This window comes from Desulfonauticus autotrophicus, assembly GCF_055381725.1.
This window is the reverse complement of the sequence record NZ_AP042395.1, coordinates 712,710-730,051: the sequence shown is the minus strand read 5'-3', so window position 1 is coordinate 730,051 and position 17,342 is coordinate 712,710. Positions and strand designations below refer to the sequence as shown.

The following is a 17,342-nucleotide window of genomic DNA, read 5'->3' as shown; positions in this document are numbered from 1 at the left end:
GTAATGTTAGAAAAATATATAAGTCCTAACTTACTTACTAAAAGACATAGAAAAGAAAAAATTTTTAAATCTGTGTGTAGATTATCTTTATGTGCAGCTATTTTATTTTTAATTCTTTTTTTTGCTGATTTGATTTATAAAGGACATACTGCCTTTAAACAGGCTTATGTTTTAACTGAGATAAGTTATAGTGAAGAAGCCAGGGAAATACCTTTTCTGGCAGTTAGTGAAGAAATGGAAAACATTGTAAGTAGAGGGGTGTTAAGATTGATACCTCGTCAAATGGAAGAAAACCCTGATCTTATAGGGAAACAAATAAAAGAGTGGGTTCTGGCAGATGCAGAAGTAGATCAGTATCTTAAAGGAAAACCCAACAGGTTGAAACCTAGAGATAAAAAAGTTGTGGATAGGTTAAAAAAGGAAGGAAAAATTAAGTTAAAATTTAACAAAGGCTTTTTTATCTATGGAGATTCCAAATTGCCTGAAATGGCAGGAATCTTTTCTGCTTTTATGGGAACTTTATATGTATTACTCATTACCCTGTCCATAAGTTTTCCCCTGGGAGTTATGGCTGCTGTATATCTGGAAGAGTTTGCGCCAGATAATTATTTTACTCAACTTATAGAAGTAAATATTAATAATTTAGCAGCAATTCCTTCTATTTTATTTGGACTTTTGGGATTGGCTATTTTTATTAACTTTATGCACATTCCCAGGTCTTCTGCCCTGGTGGGAGGAATGACTTTAGCTCTGATGAGTTTGCCTGTTATTATTATTAGCACCAGAGCAGCCCTTAGGTCTATTCCTGATTCCATACGCGAAGCAGCTTACGGTCTGGGGGCTTCCAGATGGCAGATGGTCTGGTATCAGGTTTTACCAGCAGCTTTGCCAGGGATTTTAACAGGGACCATTATCAGCCTGGCTAGAGCTATTGGTGAGACTGCCCCCTTGTTAATAATTGGCATGATAGCTTATATTCCGGATCCACCTAAATCTATTTTTCAGGCAGCTACAGTTTTACCTGCTCAGATTTATACCTGGGCTTCTGCTTCTCTCAGGGCATATGAAGAAAGGACTGCTGCTGCGATTTTGATTTTATTGGCAGCCTTGTTGCTTTTAAATGGCATAGCTATTTATTTTCGAAATAAATATGAGCAGAAATGGTAGAATTAGATTAGCAGACTGTAGCGACAAAATTCTATAGCTGTTTCTTCGTAGGGGATATTTTCCTCTTGCTCAAATAGCTTTTTTCTAAAAAGCCCGTTGATAAAAGCAATGAGCACTAAAGCTGTTTGTAAGACAGGTACTTCCTTGAATTCTTTTTTGTTTATACCTTTGACCAGGCAGGATGTTATATATTCAATAAGAATGTTTTTTTGTTCTTCTACAATATTAGAACAAAGGTGATTATTGTTTTTTAACTTAGCTGGGCAGTGGGCTAAGATCAATCTCCCTTCTAAGGGTCTATTTTCAGCTATATTAAAGTGAAGCTTAATTATATTTTCTATTTTGTCAAACTCATATCTAGTATTTTTAGGAAGCTTGAATATCATTTCTTTATATTCAGAAAAAATTTTTTCCAAAATACAGGTAAAAATTTCTTCTTTGTTTTTAAAATGATAATATAGTAACGGCTCTGTTACTTTTGCTTCAGTAGCAATTTGTAAAGTTGTAGTTTCATCATAACCTTGTAAGGCAAATAGCTTGAGTGCTGTGTCTAAGATTTGAGTTTTTTTATTTCTGGCCATTGGCAAATCCTAAGAGTGCGTTTGCAAAGTCCTGTCCGTTAAAAGGGCGTAAATCTTCCATTTTTTCTCCCAAGCCTACAAAGGTAATGGGTATATTGTATTCACTGGCAATAGCCACCACTACGCCACCTTTGGCAGTGCCATCTAGCTTGGTTAGAACGATTTCGTCAATGGGTACTGCTTTGGAAAAAAGTTCTACTTGGGAGAGGGCGTTTTGTCCTGTGGTAGCATCAAGGACCAGAATGGTTCTATGGGGAGAGCCAGGATGTTTTTTGTTTAAGACTCGTTTAATTTTAGCCAATTCTTCCATGAGGTTGACTTTGGTATGGAGTCGACCAGCAGTATCTACTAAAACCAGGTCGTAGTTATCCCTAAGGGCAATGTCCATGGCTTCAAAGGCTACTGCTGCTGGATCTGCACCGTGCTCTTTAGCGTAAAAGCCCACACCTACTCTTTGAGACCAGATTTTTAACTGCTCAATGGCTGCTGCCCTAAAGGTATCTCCAGCTACCAGGAGCACTTTTTTGCCTTGCATTTGCGCGCGATAGGCTAGTTTGGCAATGGTGGTGGTTTTTCCCACTCCATTGACTCCAATCATCAAGACCACTTCTGGTTTTAGGGCAATTAATTTTTTACTGGGGGCAGGAAAAGGGAGAAGATTTCTTCAGCAAAGATTTTTTTAAACCCTTCCTGGTCCCCTGGACTTAAGTCTTTGGCTTTTTGTTTGAGATTGTCGATGAGTTTTAAGGTGGTGTTAAACCCCACATCAGACATGATTAAAATTTCTTCCAATTCTTCCCAAAAAGCAGAGTCAAAATTTTTGGAAGTACTAAGGAGGTTGTCTAACTGACGAGAAAGTTGGGCCTTGGTTTTGGCCAATCCTTCAGAGAGTTTTAAAAACAAACGGCTGCGTTCATCTTCTTCATCTTCTAAATCTAGAGCTAGAGCAAGGCGATATTGAAGCTCAAACCTAAATTCTTCTAAATATTCATATTCCATGTTATCCAGCCAGTTTTTAAACTTGGCAATAAAATCTTCAGCTTCTTCTTCAGGCACTTCCAGTTTGGCCAATAAAAATTTTAGCCTGGCCCAGAGCTCTTCCCCTTTTTCTCAAGGCCTTGAAGCAAAATGTTTAACCATACACTTAATTTGGGCTCAGCTGAAGCCAAAGCTTTGGAAATCTCTTCAGCTATGGCTTTATCAGTAATAGTGGGTAGAGATTTTTTATCTTTAACAGCTTCCTTTTCCGGAGTGATTTCTGAGGTTTTAAGCGGCTCTGCAGCGGCAGGTTGTTCTTTGTCTTTTTTCCATAACTTTTTGATTTTACTAAAAAATCCCATAGTTACCTCTTTTTTTAATTTATTCTGGCTACGATATATTTAGCTATATCCACCAAAAAATCTTTTTCTTCTCCCTGATAACTTGCCAGGGCTAAAAGCGCCCTGTCTATACTTTTATAGGCTAATTCATAACTTTTTTCCAGCCCAATTAAACTGGGATAGGTACTTTTTCCCTGTTTGAGATCGCTACCTACTGGTTTGCCCAGAGTTTTTTCATCGCCTACAAGATCTAAAATATCGTCTACAATTTGAAAAGCCAGTCCAAAATTTTCTCCATAGGTCTTTGCCCGCTCTAAGGCTTTGGCATCCTCTTTTTTGCTTTGGGCTAAAAGGGCTCCGCTTAAGCAGGATACAGTCAATAAAGCCCCTGTTTTTAAAGTGTGCATTTCTTGAATCTGGTTTAGCTGAATATCCTCTTGATTTTCTAGACTTAAATCCAGGACCTGTCCTCCCACCATACCCTTTGGACCTGCAGCCTTACTTACCTCTAGAGTGGCTGCCAAAACATAAGAAGGAGGTAAGGGAGTGGAGAGCATTAATTCAAAACTCTGGGTGAGCAGGGCATCTCCAGCCAGAATGGCCATTCCTTCGCCATATATTTTGTGATTGGTTGGTTTGCCCCTTCGAAGGTCGTCATTATCCATGGCCGGGAGGTCATCATGAATAAGGGAGTAAGTGTGAATAAATTCTAGACCACAGGCAAAGGGAAGAATTTTTTCTTCTTCCAGGCCTAACATCTTACCCCAGCTTAGACACAATATGGGCCTTATTCTTTTTCCTCCTGCCAGTAAACTATATTGCATACTTTCTTTAAGCTGGGGAGGACAACTGGTAGTACTTATAATTTCTTTTAAAGTCGTATTTATCTTTTCAGCAAGTTGGGTTAACCTGGTTTTAAATTGAGGATTAAAAGTTTTTTTTTGCATACTTAATTTTCGTCTTTGTTGTTATTTTTAGTATTTTCTAAATAAATTTTAACTTCATCCTTGGCTTTATTTAATTGTTCCTTACATTTTTCCAGTATTTCCATTCCCTGTTTAAATAATTGAACACCTTCTTCTAGAGGAAGGTCTTCTTGATTAAGCTTTTCTACTATGTTTTCCAGGTCTTTTAAATTTTGGTCAAAGGATACTTTTTTTCTTCCGCCCATTTTCTCCTCCAGTTTCAGAGGATTTAAGGAAAAAAAGGTTTTTCTCAAGTTTTTTTTAGTGAAACCTAGAGATTACAGGCTTGTGGTATTTTTTTTGCATTTTTCTCCCTGAGGAGGAAAATATGCCAGAGCTAGGATTTGTTTTTGTTGGTAAGCAAAGAAAATTATTTGAAGATATAGATAAGTTATTGCCTGAAAGACCCAGGAGATGGTTTACCCCGGATAGGTTTAGTGGGGAGGAAACTTTTTCTTTTTGGCCTCTTTACTTTATAGATTTGGAATCTGCACCTTTGAATTTTCCTAAAGAACAGGGACAGGTAATTTTTGTTAGTAAAAACAGACAGTTATTTGGTGAGTTGGAAAACCTACCTGAAAATTTCTTAGGTTTCTTATCCTTGCCTGTAGAGAAAAACAACCTCTTTTCTCTTTTCCATAAAGCCCAGGAACTTTTTGCTACTTATTTGGATATATTGAATATGACCAGAGAAATTAGTCTGGAACGAGAGATTTTGGCTCGCAAAAATGCTTTACTTAGTTTTTTAAATAGAATTTTAACCAGATCTACAGAAACCTTAGAACTGGAAAAGATTTTTAAGATTGCCAGAGAAGAGTTAAAACAGGTTCTGGAGGTAAAGGAGATAGGCGGTGTTTTTGGGTGGCAGGAAGATTTAAGCAGTATTCAGTGTTTTATTCCTCAGGGAAATGCAGAAAAGGTATTTTCCTGGCAAGAATATTTACTGGAAGTGGTCAAAAGATTTACTAAAAAAGAAGTTCGGGAGTTTCAATTAAATTGGCTGGCCAGTGAAGAAGAACAAGAAAAATTACAGAGAGAAAATATTATTTTGGTACCTTTAAAACACGCCCAAAAGGTCTATGGGTGTATGGCCATTTTAACTTTAGCTGGAGAAAGCCTGGGTAAAGATCAATTTCAGGTTTTACAAAGTGCCTGTACTCACTTGGGGCTGGCTATTCGCAATGCCCTGCGTTTTGAAGAAGTAAAGTTGCGAGCAGATCACGATGGGCTTACTGGCCTTTATAATCGTCGACATTTTGACCAGGCTTTGCGTCTGGAGTTAAAAAGGCATCAAAGAAGTGGCAGAAATCTGGGATTGCTCCTGCTGGATGTGGACTTTTTTAAATCTATAAATGACACCTATGGGCATTTAGTAGGAGATATGGTCCTGAAAAAGATTGCTCAAATAGTCCAGCAGAGTGTCAGAGAAACTGACCTGGTAGCCAGATATGGGGGAGAAGAGTTTGTTATTTTGCTTCCAGAAACTCCAGAAGAACGAGCCTGGATTTTAGCCCAGAGAATCAGGAAAAAAATTGAAAAGAGTTATTTTAGTTCTGGTAAGAAAAAAATAAGAGTTACAGTGAGCATAGGAGTAACCAGCTTGCGCCCAGAGCCCTTTACTCCAGCTGAAGAGCTTATTGCCAGAGCTGATCAAGCTCTGTACCTGGCCAAGAATAGTGGCAGGAATATGGTCTGTACTTCTTCAGAAATAGAGTGTAGAAAATTGCCCAATTAAAGCTCAGGCAGGAAAAAATGTCAGAAGAACTTATTTGTTATTGCTTTGGTTATTCTCGCAAGGATATAGAGAAAGATTTTAAAAAACATGGGAAATCTTTAATTCTGGAGAGAATAAAGGCAGAAAAGCAAAAGGTAATTGTGATTGTGCGCAGAAAAATCCCAAAGGCAGGTGATGTCTGGGTGATGTTTACCAGGTGGTAAAAGAACTCACCTCTCCAGGTTTTAAACCTCTTTAATCCTTTTAAATTTTTTCTTTTCTTTTCTTCCACTCTTTTTTAAACTCCTACTTAAATATTAATTCTACTTTCAAGACAGGAGTTTTTTTTGCCTTATATTTTTACTGTTTCCGAACTAACCCAGGGACTTAAGGACCTTTTGGAAAGTAATTTCCCCTTTGTGTGGGTAAGGGGTCAAATTTCCAACTATTCTAAGGCCACTTCTGGTCATATTTACTTTACCTTAAAGGATGAACAGGCCTGTTTGCAGGTGGTTTGGTTTAAAGGAAGCCAGGTGGGGAGAGATAGAGAGGGAAGAAAATTAAGTGAATTGCTTGGAGATGGGCAGGAGATTATTGTTGCAGGTAAAATCAATGTTTATCCCCAAAGAGGAGTGTATCAATTAATTGCCGAATTTGTCCAGGAAGTAGGCCTGGGGAGCCTTTTTTTAGCCTTTGAGGCCTTAAAGCAAAAACTGGAAAAAGAAGGACTTTTTGCTCTAGAAAATAAAAAAACAACACCCTTTAATCCTTATAAAGTAGGGGTAATTACTGCACCTAATTCTGCTGCTTTGCAGGATTTTTTAAAGATTGCCAGAGATTATGGTCTGAGCAAAGAGATTATTGTTTATCCCACCAGTGTTCAGGGAAAAGAAAGTGTGGAGCAGTTGGTCAGGGCCATAGAGCTTGCCAACTTAAAAGAAGAAGTTGAAGTTTTAGTATTAATTAGAGGTGGCGGTTCCTTGGAAGATCTGTGGTCCTTTAATACCGAAGAGGTGGCCAGGGCTATTTTTTCCTCCAAATTACCTGTAATTACAGGAATAGGGCATGAGGTGGATTTTACTATTGCAGATTTTGTAGCAGATAAGAGGGCCTCTACTCCCAGTCATGTGCCTCAACTGCTTTGGCCTTTAAAAGAAAACCTGGTGCGACAGGTAGATGAATTGCAAATGGACCTGGAACAGGGCTTTTTTGCTTTTTTAAAACAAAAAGAAGAAAGTTTTTTGCACTTAAAGCAAAAGCTGTTTTATTTAAGTCCCAGAGAAAAGATTAATTCTTTAATAAATAAGTTTAACTACTTAAAACAAGAATTACTTCATTTGTGGCAAGAATTTATCCTTAAGAAAGAAAATATTTTGTCTTCTAAGCAGTCTATATTGTTTGATAAACTAAATAATTTTAAACTTGACGAAAAAGAATATAGACTAAGCCTTATAAGGCAAGAACTTTTAAACTGGATTGAGTTTTTTTTACAAAATAAAGATTATAAACTAGATTTACTTGCCAATAACCTTGAACAAAGTAGCCCTTTAAAACCTCTGGAAAAAGGTTATATTCTGATTAGTAAAAAAAGAAATAATAAGTTGGTAAAAAGGGCAAAAGAACTTAAGTCTCAAGAGGAAGTGGAGTTGAGATTTTATGATGGTAAGAAGGATGCTAAGATTATTTAGTGTAGGAATAATATTTTTTTCCTTTTTTCCACTTCTCTTTATGCTTCTATAAAAGTCTCTTATCCTAGAAAAGTTTATCAGGGAAATTGTTTTTGGTTAGAAGTTAAATATTCGTCAGAAGTAAATGGAATTTTATTAAAATACAACAGTAAAACTATGGTAGTTCCCTTAAATAAACAGAAAAAAAGTAGAGTTATACTTGGAGTTTCTGCTAAAGAAAAAAAGATAGGCTCTTTTGGATTTATTATCAAGAAAAGGGAAAATTTTTTAAAGAAAAGTATAAAATTAAAATTTTGAAAAAAAACTTTTCTAAGCAATATTTAAAATTGCCTAAAAAATTTGTTTATTTTTCTAAAAAAGATTTAAAAAGAATAAAAAAAGAAAAATATATTGTTAACAGAATTTTAAATACAGTTACTCCCTATAGCTTTTTGAGAGAAATACAGCTTCCTGTAAGGAGCAAAGTATTATCCCCTTTTGGTGTAAAGAGAATTTTAAATGGAGAGGAGCGAAGTTATCATCGAGGTGTGGATTTTCGGGCTCCTTTAAACACACCCATACGAGCTTTTGCTAGAGGTAAAGTGGTCCTGGCTAAAAGTCTTTTTTTTGGCGGTAATACTTTGATTTTGGATCATGGCTTGGGGATTTATTCCCTTTATATGCATTTAAACCAATTTAAAACTAGTTTGGGCAAAGTGGTAGAAAAAGGAGAGGTTATAGGTCTGGCTGGAAGTAGTGGGAGAGCCACTGGCCCGCATTTACATTTTGGCCTTTTTGTGTTGGGAGAAGCTGTAAATCCTTTAAGCTTATTTTAAATAAAAACAGGAGAGAACATATGCCTATTGTAATGGGAACAGCAGGGCACATTGACCACGGAAAAACTACCCTGGTAAGAGCGCTTACAGGTATAGACTGCGACCGTCTGGCAGAAGAGAAAAAGAGGGATTACTATAGAACTGGGCTTTGCTTACCTGGATCTGGGAAATACCCGAATTGGAATTGTAGATGTTCCCGGGCATGAAAAGTTTGTCAAGAATATGGTTTCTGGAGCTGTGGGCATAGATTTTGTTTTGCTGGTAATTGCTGCTGATGAAGGAGTAATGCCCCAGACCAAAGAGCACGTGGAAATTTGTTCCCTGTTGGGAATAAGTAAAGGCATAGTTGCCTTGACCAAAGTGGATATGGTGGAAGAAGAATGGCTGGAATTGGTACAAGAAGACATTAAGGAATTTTTGGCTTCTACTTTTTTAAAAGATGCGCCTATTGTTCCTGTTTCCTCTACTACTGGGCAGGGCCTGGAAGAACTAAAAGCAACCATTGAAAAGATGGTGGCAACTATAAAGCAAGAAAAGCCTCTGGATGTATTTCGCTTACCCATAGATAGAGTCTTTACCCTGCATGGTCATGGTACTGTAATTACTGGCACTACCCTTTCTGGAAGGATAAAAGTAGGAGAAGAAGTTCAAATCTATCCAGGGGAGCTTTTGGCTAAGATTAGAAATATTCAGGTGCATTCAGAAAGCAAGGAAGAGGCCCTGGCTGGACAGCGTACTGCCGTTAACCTGCAGGGTGTGGAAAAAGATAAGATTGAACGGGGAGATATCCTGGCCAGGCCTGGAAGCCTTTTTCCTTCTACAACCTGGACAGTGAAAATAGATTACCTTAGTTCTGCTCCCAGGCCTTTAAAACATAGGAGCGAGATTCACTTTCACCACGGCTGTAAAGAAGTCATGGCCAGGGTATATTTACTGGAAAAGGATGAGCTTTCTCCAGGAGAAAGTGCTCTGGCTCAGATTCGCTTTGCTCAACCCATGGTAGCCCTGTTTGGAGATAGGTTTGTTTTGCGTTCTTTTTCTCCCTTACAAACAGTTGGGGGAGGAAGGGTGTTGGATCCACTGGCTACCCACCTGAAGCGAAAATCCAAAGAAATATTGTTTTTTAAAGAAATAGAGCAGTTGAATCCTGAGGAGGTTGTTGCTGGCCAGATAAAAAGAAGTGGATTTAAAGGAATAGATATAAATAAACTTTTAGTTTTAACTAATTTTAGAATTAAAGAGCTGGAAAAGTATTTGCAAAAGCTGTGCTCTGAAAAAGTTGTTTTCTTAGTCTCTAAAGATAAAAAGCTTTATATGCATCTGGAGATTGTAAAAGAAATAAAAAGTAATATATTAAACTATTTAAAAGAATTTCACAAGAGTAATCCATTAGAAGAAGGAGTTAGCAGGAATGAAGTTTATTCTAGTTTGGATATAAAAATTGATGAACATGTTTTTAGTTATATATTGAATAATCTTAAAAAAGATAAACAAATAGAAATTGTAGATAAGTACATTAAAATTTATGGATATGAAGTAAAAGTTCATTCTGATAGTGAAAAAATATACAATATGGTTTTAAACTTGATCTCTAAAGGAAAACTTACTCCTCCCACTTATAAAGAATTAAAAGAAAAGGTATCTTGCTCTCCTAAAGAATTGAACGATATTTTGCGCTTGTTAGAAAAAGAAGGCAAAGTGGTTCGCCTTAATGAAAATATTGTCTATGCTAAACAAGTAGTAGAGGAATTACTGGATAAGTTAACTGCTTACTTTGAGCAACAGCAAGAGCTTACTCCTGCTGATTTTAAGGCCTTGACCGGACTTTCCAGAAAATATTCCATTCCTTTGTTGGAATATTTTGATAAAGAGAAAATCACCATGCGCATTGGGGATAAGCGGGTTCTTAGAAAAAAAGCATAGACACTTTTACCACTTATGGAGAAAACTAGGCGTTAACCTATATTTTTTTTACCACTAATTGACAGATATTGCTCCTTTGTTTTATCCTTCTTCCTAAATTAAGAATTGTTTAACTGGGAGGAGAGATGAGCATTTATTATCTTTTTCATGATCGCTCTAGGTGTATAGGTTGTCTTAGTTGTCAAATTCATTGTAAACAAAACAAAAATCTAACTAATCCTGCTCCAAAACCCTGTCAGATATTTACCTTTGGGCCAAAATTAATTCAAGGAAAAGTAAAAGTAGCCAATATTTTTGTCTCCTGTTTTCAATGCGATAATCCCTGGTGTGTAAAAGCCTGTCCTACTGGAGCTTTATATAAAAGAGAAAAGGACGGCATTGTAGCTATGGATCGTTCTTTGTGTATTGGCTGTAAAAGTTGTATAGTGGCCTGTCCCTTTGGAGCACCTCAGTGGGATCCTTCCTCGCATACTGTAGTAAAATGTGACTTTTGTGTGAATAGATTGGAGCAAGGGTTAAAACCTGCTTGTGTGGAAAATTGTACTACTGGCTGTTTATATTTTGGAACTTTAGATGAAATTAATACTAAATTACAAGAATTAAAAGTAATAGAAGAACCTTTAAGCATGGTGGAAAGGGGATAAATAGAAATGAGTGAGTGTAAATGTAAACAACTAGAAGCTCAAGTGGATTATAACCTTTTGGATAAAATTATTGATGAAGAGTATGGAGGAGATAAAGAAAATTTAATAATGATTTTACAGGCTATCCAGAAGGAGTACAACTATTTACCTAAAGATGCTTTAGTTTATTTGGCAGAAAAGCTCAGTCTTCCTATTTCTCATATATATGAAGTGGTTACCTTTTATGCTTCTTTTAGTTTAAAACCAAGAGGCAAGCATATTATTCAGATTTGTACTGGCACAGCCTGTCATTTAAAAGGTAGTGATAAAGTAGTAAAGGAATTATGTTCAAGACTTAAAGTTGAGCCTGGAGAAACAACAGAGGATGGTCTTTTTACTATTGAGACTGTGAACTGTGTTGGTGCTTGTGCTCTGGCCATGGTTTCAGTAGTAGATGGAAAATATCATCCCAGTACTAATCAAAGTGAAATGAATAAAATAATTGAAGAGTTATCCCAAGGGGAATAATTATGTTAAGTAATTCTAAACTTAAATCTATAGATGATTTTTATAAATACCATAATCAAGTTAAGGAAAAAATAAAAGAAACTGAAAATGTTATTACTGTTTGTTGTGGAACAGGATGTCAGGCTAGTGGGAGTGTAGAAGTTTTAGAAGCTTTAAAAGAAAAGATTAAAACAGAAAATATAGGAGTTAAGGTAAAGCCTATAGTTAAATCTACAGGTTGTCATGGTTTTTGTTCCCGTGGTCCTTTGGTTATTTTGTATCCCGAAGGGATTTATTATCAGCAGGTAAAGTTAAAAGATGTAGAAGAGATTGTGGAAAAAACTGTAAAACAAGGCGAGTTGATTAATAATCTTTTGTATAAGGATCCTTTACAGAAGGAGAAGGTTTCTAAAGCAGAAGAAATTCCCTTTTATGCCAGACAAACTCGTCGGGTTTTGCAGAACATTGGAGAGATTGATCCCTTTGAAATTGATGAAGCTATTGCCCATGGTTCTTATCAGGCCTTGGTCAAGGCTTTAACCTCCATGAGTCCACAGGAAGTTATTGAAGAGGTAAAAAAGTCAGGTTTAAGAGGATTGGGCGGGGCTGGTTTTCCCACAGGACTTAAGTGGCAGTATTGTTCGTCTTATCCTGGTGAAAAATATGTAATTTGTAATGCAGATGAAGGAGACCCCGGTGCCTTTATGGATAGATCCCTTCTGGAAGGGGATCCTCACCGAGTTCTGGAAGGTATGCTTCTGGCTGCTTATGCTATTGGAGCTAAAGAAGGATATATTTATATTCGTTTTGAATATCCTCTGGCTGTAAAAACCTTGCATACAGCCATTGCGCAGGCCAGGAGCTTGGGGCTTTTAGGTGATAATATTCTGGGTACAGATTTTTCTTTTGATATAAAAATTTCCACTGGAGCAGGAGCTTTTGTCTGTGGTGAGTCCACTGCTTTAATGGCTTCTTTAGAAGGAAAGGTGGGGCGTCCTAGAGCAAAGTACATTCGTTCTGTAGAAAAGGGTTTTCGCAATTCTCCTTCCAATTTAAACAATGTGGAAACCTATGCCAATGTACCCAGTATTATTTTAAAAGGCTGGGAGTGGTTTGCAGAACTTGGTACAGAAAAGTCCAAGGGAACTAAAATTTTTGCACTCACAGGCTCAGTAAATAATGTAGGCCTGGTAGAAGTACCTATGGGAACTTCTTTGCGAACAATTATTTATGATATTGGAGGAGGAACACCTAAAAATAGAGAGTTTAAAGCAGTACAAACCGGAGGTCCTTCTGGAGGTTGTATTCCCAAAGAATATCTTGATGAACCTGTTGATTTTGAAAGACTTACTTCTTTGGGCTCTATTATGGGCTCAGGTGGCATGATTGTTATGGATCAGACCAACTGTATGGTAGATGTTGCCCGCTATTTTGTGCATTTTTTAGTAGAAGAATCCTGTGGGCAGTGTACGCCTTGTAGGGAAGGCCTGGTGCAGATGGAAGAAATTTTAAATCGCATAACTCAGGGTGAGGGTAGGTTAGAAGATATTGATAAATTAAAGGACCTGGGAGAAGTTGTGGGAGGATTTTCCTTGTGTGGTCTGGGTAAATCTGCTCCCAATCCTGTCCTTAGTACTCTTAAGTATTTTAAACATGAATATTTAGAGCATATAGAAGAAGGCTTTTGCCGGGCTGGAGTATGTAAAAAACTATTTAACTTTGAGATAGATCCAGATAAGTGTACTGGTTGTGGACTTTGTAAACGCAAATGTCCGGCTGAAGCTATTAGTGGTGAAAAAAAATCTCCTCATAAGATTGATCAAAATTTATGCATAAAATGTGGTGAATGTTATAGAAATTGTAATTTTGATAGTATAAAGCCTGTTCCTATAAAAAAATAAAGCATGAGAGGTTAAGCTGGTATGATAGAGTTTTCTATTGATGGGAAAAAGGTAAGTGGAGAAAAGGGAGAATATATTTTAGATGTAGCTAAAAGAAATGGTATTCATATTCCTACCTTGTGTGCTCATCCTGCAGTAGAGCCAAAGGGTATGTGTAGATTTTGTACTGTGGAAGTAAAGGACCGAGGAAGGAGTAAACTGGTTACTGCTTGTAATTTTCCTATTAAAGAAGGAATAGAAGTAGATACCAATAGTGAAAAGGTTCGCCAGGGAAGACGAGTAATTTTGGAATTACTTTTAACTCGTTGTCCGGATTCTCCTTTGCTCAATAGTTTGGCCAAGGAATATGGAACCAAAAGTAAATATGCTTGCTTATATCCAGATAACTGTATTCGCTGTGGTCTTTGTGCCCGGGTATGTTCCACTCATGTGGTAAGTGCCCTTTGTATGGCTGATAGAAGCCATGAGTTTCATATTACTACTCCTTTTAATGAGCTTTCCTCTGTATGTGTTGGGTGTGGTGCTTGCTTTATGGTTTGTCCCACTGGCTATGTAAAACTGGAGGATAAGGAAGGTAAAAGAAAAATTATATTTGGAAACCAGATAGTTGCGGAGCATAAGTTAGTCATATGTGAACAATGCGGTAGCGTAGTAACTACAGAAAAAAATATTGAATTTAGTAGAAAAAAATTAGGTGAAGATACTTTACTTGTATATCCTAATCTCTGCTTTAAATGCAGAAGAAGTAATGTAGCTAGAGAAGCAGAAGATTTAGCTGAGGATGCTGTGTTTGAGTTTAATATTGACTGGTAATAATTTTTATAAAACTTATTAATAAAAAAGCCTCCCACAAAGGGAGGCTTTTTTTATATACCCAACACATAATATCTAAGATAGATATAAAGCATTGCTAAGGCTACAGTAAGTATGGTTACAGGCACGCCGTATTTTAAGAAACGGACAAAGGTAATGGGATAACCTGCCTTTTCACTCATACCCACTACAATTACGTTGGCAGAGGCTCCAATGGGAGAGCCATTTCCACCCAGACAGGCTCCTAAGGCCAGAGACCACCACACAGGCATCATGGCTCCATGTTGAATGTGTTCCATGGTAGCAGGATCTGTTAGATTATAAACCTTATGCACCATTTCAATTAACAAGGGGTTCATGGTGGCTACAAAGGGAATATTATCCACTATGGCTGAGGCTATAGCAGAAAACCAGACCATAACCATGGATAAAGTGAGCATGTTGTCTGGCTGAGGGTTGGTGATGTCAATCATTTTCACAGACATAAGTTCAATAAGCCCAACTTTTACTGTACCACCTATGATGATAAACAGGCCTATGAAAAAGAAAATAGTTGGCCACTCCACTTCAGCCAGAATTTCATGGGGATGTTCACCAGAAATTAAAAGCAAGGTAGCTGCGCCCATTAAAGCTACTGTGGCTGGCTCATAGTGGAAAATTCCATGTAAAATAAAACCCAGAATGGTCAGACTTAAAACTACCAGAGATTTTTTTAGCAATAAAGGATTGGTGATGAGTTCATTTTCATTCATAGCCATTATTTTGGCCTTATTTTCTTCTGTAACGTGAAGTCTCTTGCCAAAAATAAACTTCCAGATAGCAAGCCAAATAAGAAAAATAACAATAATAGCCGGGGTAAGGTGAACAATAAAATCCATAAAATTTAGGCCAGCTTTAGAAGCAATCATAATGTTGGGTGGGTCACCTATCAAAGTAGCAGTACCGCCTATATTGGAAGCCAGAGCCTCAGTGATTAAGTAGGGCACAGGGTCCACTTCTAACTGCTCAGCAATAAGCAAGGTTACTGGGGCTAAAAGCAATACAGTGGTTACATTGTCCAAAAAGGCTGAACCTATGGCCGTAATTACCGCAAATATGGCCATTATCTTAAAGGGCTCTCCCTTGGCCATCTTGGCGGACTTAATGGCTACATACTGGAAAACTCCGGTCTTGGTCATGACATTAATGATTATCATCATGGAAATGAGCAAAAAGATAACGTTCCAGTCCACTCCCAGCTCTATATCGTGAAAAGCTTCGTGCTGGAGTAAAATCTTGCAAATCAAAACCAGAGCTGCACCAAACATGGCTACCTTGGTCTTGTGTACCTTTTCAGATACAATTACCGCATACGAAATGAGAAATATCAGAGTCGCTGTCCAAAACATCTATCTATCCTCCTTTATTCGTCTTCCTCTAGTAATTTATAAAAACAACTTTGATAATCTTCTTCAGCTCGTATCTCTTCTAAATTTACAATCCCAAATTCTTTCTGGCTACATATATCACATACTCCTGCCATGTACTCAAGAATATCCCTTCTATTTACTTCTCCCAGTAAACGACCATTTTCATCCAGTACTGGCAAGGCATTTATGCCCTTTTCCACAATCAAAGACTCTGCTTCCATAACATGGTCGGTTGGCTTTAGAAAAACAAATTCAGTAATCATAATCTCTCCAGCTTTTTTATCTGCCACTTTGTTGATACATTTACGCAAATAATCATCAATCTCTGGTTCTTGAATGGATTTTAAAAGATTGGAATCCATGTATTTTGGCAGCACTACTTTTAACAGGTCATAACCAGTAATGATTCCCTTTAATTTTAAATCATCTTCCACCACATAGATTTGCCGTGGTGCCAATTTACCCATTTTACACAATAGAGTTTTAAAACCGCATTCTGGAGTCGCCAAGACTAAACGCCTCCTCATCAATCTGGATACTAACATAAATCCTCCCTGATAAGTTTTAGTATTCTAAATTATATTTTTTTAATTTTCTCCACAAAGACACCCTATCTATTCCTATCAGTTTAGCTGCTTTGGTTTTATTGAAATTGCATTGTTCCAAAACCCAATAAATATACTTTTTTTCCACTTCTTCCAGCGATGGAATATCAGAGGAATCTTTGTTGTAAATAATTATGTCCATTCCCTTTAAATAACCGGGTAAATCATCAGGAGCTAAAATTTCATTTTGACTTAAAGCTACCATTCTTTCTATTACATTTTCCAGTTCTCTAATGTTGCCAGGCCAGGTGTAAGTTTTAAGGAACTTTATGGTTTCTGGGTCAAAGCCTTTTATGTTTTTTTGTTGTTCTTGAGTTTTTTCACCAAAAAATAATTCGCCAGGATGGGTATATCCTCTTTGCGCTCTCTTAAGGGTGGAAGAGTTATGGAAATTACATTTAGCCTGAAAAAAGATCTTGTCTGAAGTTGCCTTCTTCTATTTCTTCTTGAAGGTTTCTGTGGGTAGCAGCTATAAAGCGTACATCTATTTTAACAGGTTTAGTAGCTCCAACCCTTAAGAGTTCTTTTTCCTGGATAACCCGAAGTAATTTTACCTGTTGAGATAGAGGCATGTCCCCAATTTCATCCAAAAATAAAGTTCCTTTATTGGCTTCTTCAATTAACCCTTTTTTAAAACTATAGGCTCCAGTAAAAGCTCCCTTTTCATGTCCAAAAAGTTCATTGGCAATTAACTCTTCAGTAAAAGCTCCACAATTAAAGGCAATAAAAGGATAATTTTTTCTTGGGCTTAATTCGTGGATAGCTCTGGCTATAAGTTCTTTACCTGTACCACTTTCGCCAGTAATAAGAATATTGGTATTGGTTGGAGCAACTTGTTCTATAGTTTTTAGAACACTTTTAATTTGTGGGCTTTCTCCCTTTATTTTACTCAAGATATTTTCTTTAGAAAGTTCATTTTTTAATTTTATATTTTCTAAAATTAAATTCCTTTTAGTTATAGCTTCTTTGACTATACTTCTAATTTTATCTATGTTGTAAGGCTTTTCTACATAATTATAAGCACCAATTTTCATTGCTTTTACAGCAGTATCTACAGTAGCATAACCAGTTAAAAGAATTACTTCTGTGTTAGGATATAATTCTTTAACCTTTCTTAAAATTGATATTCCATCTATTTCTGGCATTTTTAAGTCTGTTATAACTATATCAGGTTCTGATTTCTCTAGAAACTGCAAAGCTTTTTTAGGATTATCTATAGCTATAACCTTATAGCTATCTTTATTTAAAATATGCTCTAAATTTTTTAAAGCAATTTTTTCGTCATCTATAATGAGTATAGTATTTGTCATAA

Annotated in this window: 18 protein-coding genes and 1 pseudogene; 11 read left to right on the top strand and 8 right to left on the bottom strand. The window is 36.8% G+C overall.

Going from position 1 to position 17,342, the window contains the following annotated elements; all coding sequences use genetic code 11:
• Window positions 1-3: 3 nt before the first annotated feature.
• The gene (gene pstA / locus ACZ42F_RS04250; RefSeq protein ID WP_464279876.1) at window positions 4-1,167 is read left to right on the top strand and encodes a phosphate ABC transporter permease PstA; all 1,164 of its coding nucleotides are present in this window, start codon (window positions 4-6) and stop codon (window positions 1,165-1,167) included.
• A 2-nt stretch (window positions 1,168-1,169) separates the two neighbouring features.
• Here pstA and ACZ42F_RS04245 read toward each other — a convergent pair whose 3' ends face one another.
• The 4 genes and pseudogenes from ACZ42F_RS04245 to xseB form a co-directional block, all read right to left on the bottom strand.
• Window positions 1,170-1,748 (bottom strand): TetR/AcrR family transcriptional regulator, encoded by a 579-nt coding sequence (locus ACZ42F_RS04245; RefSeq protein WP_464279875.1) that lies wholly within the window; start codon window positions 1,746-1,748, stop codon window positions 1,170-1,172.
• Window positions 1,735-3,088 (bottom strand): annotated as a pseudogene (gene ftsY, locus ACZ42F_RS04240) (signal recognition particle-docking protein FtsY). The gene ACZ42F_RS04245 and the pseudogene ftsY overlap by 14 nt, the downstream one beginning before the upstream one ends.
• A 14-nt stretch (window positions 3,089-3,102) precedes the next feature.
• The gene (locus ACZ42F_RS04235) at window positions 3,103-4,014 is read right to left on the bottom strand and encodes a polyprenyl synthetase family protein (RefSeq protein WP_464279874.1); all 912 of its coding nucleotides are present in this window, start codon (window positions 4,012-4,014) and stop codon (window positions 3,103-3,105) included.
• Between the two features lie 2 nt (window positions 4,015-4,016).
• Window positions 4,017-4,238: an exodeoxyribonuclease VII small subunit gene (gene xseB / locus ACZ42F_RS04230; RefSeq protein ID WP_464279873.1), complete on the bottom strand. Its 222-nt coding sequence runs from the start codon at window positions 4,236-4,238 to the stop codon at window positions 4,017-4,019.
• A 122-nt stretch (window positions 4,239-4,360) separates the two neighbouring features.
• Here xseB and ACZ42F_RS04225 point away from each other — a divergent pair, with 122 nt between their 5' ends.
• From ACZ42F_RS04225 to ACZ42F_RS04180, 10 genes are all read left to right on the top strand, one after another.
• Window positions 4,361-5,767, top strand: coding sequence for a sensor domain-containing diguanylate cyclase (locus ACZ42F_RS04225; RefSeq protein WP_464279872.1), 1,407 nt, complete (start codon window positions 4,361-4,363; stop codon window positions 5,765-5,767).
• Between the two features lie 17 nt (window positions 5,768-5,784).
• On the top strand, window positions 5,785-5,970 hold the full coding sequence (locus tag ACZ42F_RS04220; protein ID WP_464279871.1) for a bacterioferritin-associated ferredoxin: 186 nt from the start codon (window positions 5,785-5,787) through the stop codon (window positions 5,968-5,970).
• A 123-nt stretch (window positions 5,971-6,093) separates the two neighbouring features.
• Complete coding sequence (gene xseA, locus ACZ42F_RS04215) at window positions 6,094-7,434, top strand: exodeoxyribonuclease VII large subunit (protein WP_464279870.1); 1,341 nt, start codon at window positions 6,094-6,096, stop codon at window positions 7,432-7,434.
• 326 nt (window positions 7,435-7,760) lie between these two features.
• Window positions 7,761-8,249 (top strand): M23 family metallopeptidase, encoded by a 489-nt coding sequence (locus ACZ42F_RS04210; protein WP_464279869.1) that lies wholly within the window; start codon window positions 7,761-7,763, stop codon window positions 8,247-8,249.
• Between the two features lie 20 nt (window positions 8,250-8,269).
• Window positions 8,270-8,455, top strand: a complete 186-nt coding sequence (locus ACZ42F_RS04205) for a hypothetical protein (RefSeq protein ID WP_464279868.1) — start codon at window positions 8,270-8,272, stop codon at window positions 8,453-8,455.
• Window positions 8,379-10,172, top strand: coding sequence for a selenocysteine-specific translation elongation factor (gene selB / locus ACZ42F_RS04200; protein ID WP_464280194.1), 1,794 nt, complete (start codon window positions 8,379-8,381; stop codon window positions 10,170-10,172). The genes ACZ42F_RS04205 and selB overlap by 77 nt, the downstream gene beginning before the upstream one ends.
• A 125-nt stretch (window positions 10,173-10,297) precedes the next feature.
• The gene (locus tag ACZ42F_RS04195; protein WP_464279867.1) at window positions 10,298-10,816 is read left to right on the top strand and encodes a 4Fe-4S dicluster domain-containing protein; all 519 of its coding nucleotides are present in this window, start codon (window positions 10,298-10,300) and stop codon (window positions 10,814-10,816) included.
• Window positions 10,817-10,822: 6 nt separating this feature from the next.
• Window positions 10,823-11,323, top strand: a complete 501-nt coding sequence (locus tag ACZ42F_RS04190; RefSeq protein WP_464279866.1) for an NADH-quinone oxidoreductase subunit NuoE family protein — start codon at window positions 10,823-10,825, stop codon at window positions 11,321-11,323.
• A 2-nt stretch (window positions 11,324-11,325) separates the two neighbouring features.
• Complete coding sequence (locus ACZ42F_RS04185) at window positions 11,326-13,203, top strand: NADH-ubiquinone oxidoreductase-F iron-sulfur binding region domain-containing protein (RefSeq protein WP_464279865.1); 1,878 nt, start codon at window positions 11,326-11,328, stop codon at window positions 13,201-13,203.
• Between the two features lie 21 nt (window positions 13,204-13,224).
• The gene (locus tag ACZ42F_RS04180) at window positions 13,225-14,016 is read left to right on the top strand and encodes a 2Fe-2S iron-sulfur cluster-binding protein (RefSeq protein WP_464279864.1); all 792 of its coding nucleotides are present in this window, start codon (window positions 13,225-13,227) and stop codon (window positions 14,014-14,016) included.
• 53 nt (window positions 14,017-14,069) lie between these two features.
• Here ACZ42F_RS04180 and ACZ42F_RS04175 read toward each other — a convergent pair whose 3' ends face one another.
• Genes ACZ42F_RS04175 through ACZ42F_RS04160 form a run of 4 tightly spaced genes read right to left on the bottom strand, consistent with a single transcriptional unit; the run spans window position 14,070 to window position 17,340 of the window.
• Window positions 14,070-15,404, bottom strand: a complete 1,335-nt coding sequence (locus tag ACZ42F_RS04175; RefSeq protein WP_464279863.1) for an ArsB/NhaD family transporter — start codon at window positions 15,402-15,404, stop codon at window positions 14,070-14,072.
• Between the two features lie 14 nt (window positions 15,405-15,418).
• Entirely contained in the window at window positions 15,419-15,970 is a 552-nt protein-coding gene (locus ACZ42F_RS04170) for a CBS domain-containing protein (protein WP_464279862.1), read from the bottom strand.
• Between the two features lie 19 nt (window positions 15,971-15,989).
• On the bottom strand, window positions 15,990-16,445 hold the full coding sequence (locus ACZ42F_RS04165) for an AAA-type ATPase lid domain-containing protein (protein WP_464280193.1): 456 nt from the start codon (window positions 16,443-16,445) through the stop codon (window positions 15,990-15,992).
• Window positions 16,429-17,340, bottom strand: coding sequence for a sigma-54-dependent transcriptional regulator (locus ACZ42F_RS04160; protein WP_464279861.1), 912 nt, complete (start codon window positions 17,338-17,340; stop codon window positions 16,429-16,431). The genes ACZ42F_RS04165 and ACZ42F_RS04160 overlap by 17 nt, the downstream gene beginning before the upstream one ends.
• Between the last annotated feature and the right edge of the window lie 2 nt (window positions 17,341-17,342).

What these genes read in the sequence shown, in the direction of transcription:
- ACZ42F_RS04170 (WP_464279862.1), bottom strand. Translation starts at nt 15,970, where the DNA reads ATGTTAGTATCCAGATTGATGAGGAGGCGTTTAGTCTTGGCGACTCCA.
- ACZ42F_RS04220 (WP_464279871.1), top strand. Translation starts at nt 5,785, where the DNA reads ATGTCAGAAGAACTTATTTGTTATTGCTTTGGTTATTCTCGCAAGGAT.
- pstA (WP_464279876.1), top strand. Translation starts at nt 4, where the DNA reads ATGTTAGAAAAATATATAAGTCCTAACTTACTTACTAAAAGACATAGA.
- xseB (WP_464279873.1), bottom strand. Translation starts at nt 4,238, where the DNA reads ATGGGCGGAAGAAAAAAAGTATCCTTTGACCAAAATTTAAAAGACCTG.
- ACZ42F_RS04245 (WP_464279875.1), bottom strand. Translation starts at nt 1,748, where the DNA reads ATGGCCAGAAATAAAAAAACTCAAATCTTAGACACAGCACTCAAGCTA.
- ACZ42F_RS04195 (WP_464279867.1), top strand. Translation starts at nt 10,298, where the DNA reads ATGAGCATTTATTATCTTTTTCATGATCGCTCTAGGTGTATAGGTTGT.
- ACZ42F_RS04190 (WP_464279866.1), top strand. Translation starts at nt 10,823, where the DNA reads ATGAGTGAGTGTAAATGTAAACAACTAGAAGCTCAAGTGGATTATAAC.
- ACZ42F_RS04185 (WP_464279865.1), top strand. Translation starts at nt 11,326, where the DNA reads ATGTTAAGTAATTCTAAACTTAAATCTATAGATGATTTTTATAAATAC.
- ACZ42F_RS04205 (WP_464279868.1), top strand. Translation starts at nt 8,270, where the DNA reads ATGCCTATTGTAATGGGAACAGCAGGGCACATTGACCACGGAAAAACT.
- ACZ42F_RS04225 (WP_464279872.1), top strand. Translation starts at nt 4,361, where the DNA reads ATGCCAGAGCTAGGATTTGTTTTTGTTGGTAAGCAAAGAAAATTATTT.
- ACZ42F_RS04180 (WP_464279864.1), top strand. Translation starts at nt 13,225, where the DNA reads ATGATAGAGTTTTCTATTGATGGGAAAAAGGTAAGTGGAGAAAAGGGA.
- ACZ42F_RS04235 (WP_464279874.1), bottom strand. Translation starts at nt 4,014, where the DNA reads ATGCAAAAAAAAACTTTTAATCCTCAATTTAAAACCAGGTTAACCCAA.
- ACZ42F_RS04160 (WP_464279861.1), bottom strand. Translation starts at nt 17,340, where the DNA reads ATGACAAATACTATACTCATTATAGATGACGAAAAAATTGCTTTAAAA.
- ACZ42F_RS04175 (WP_464279863.1), bottom strand. Translation starts at nt 15,404, where the DNA reads ATGTTTTGGACAGCGACTCTGATATTTCTCATTTCGTATGCGGTAATT.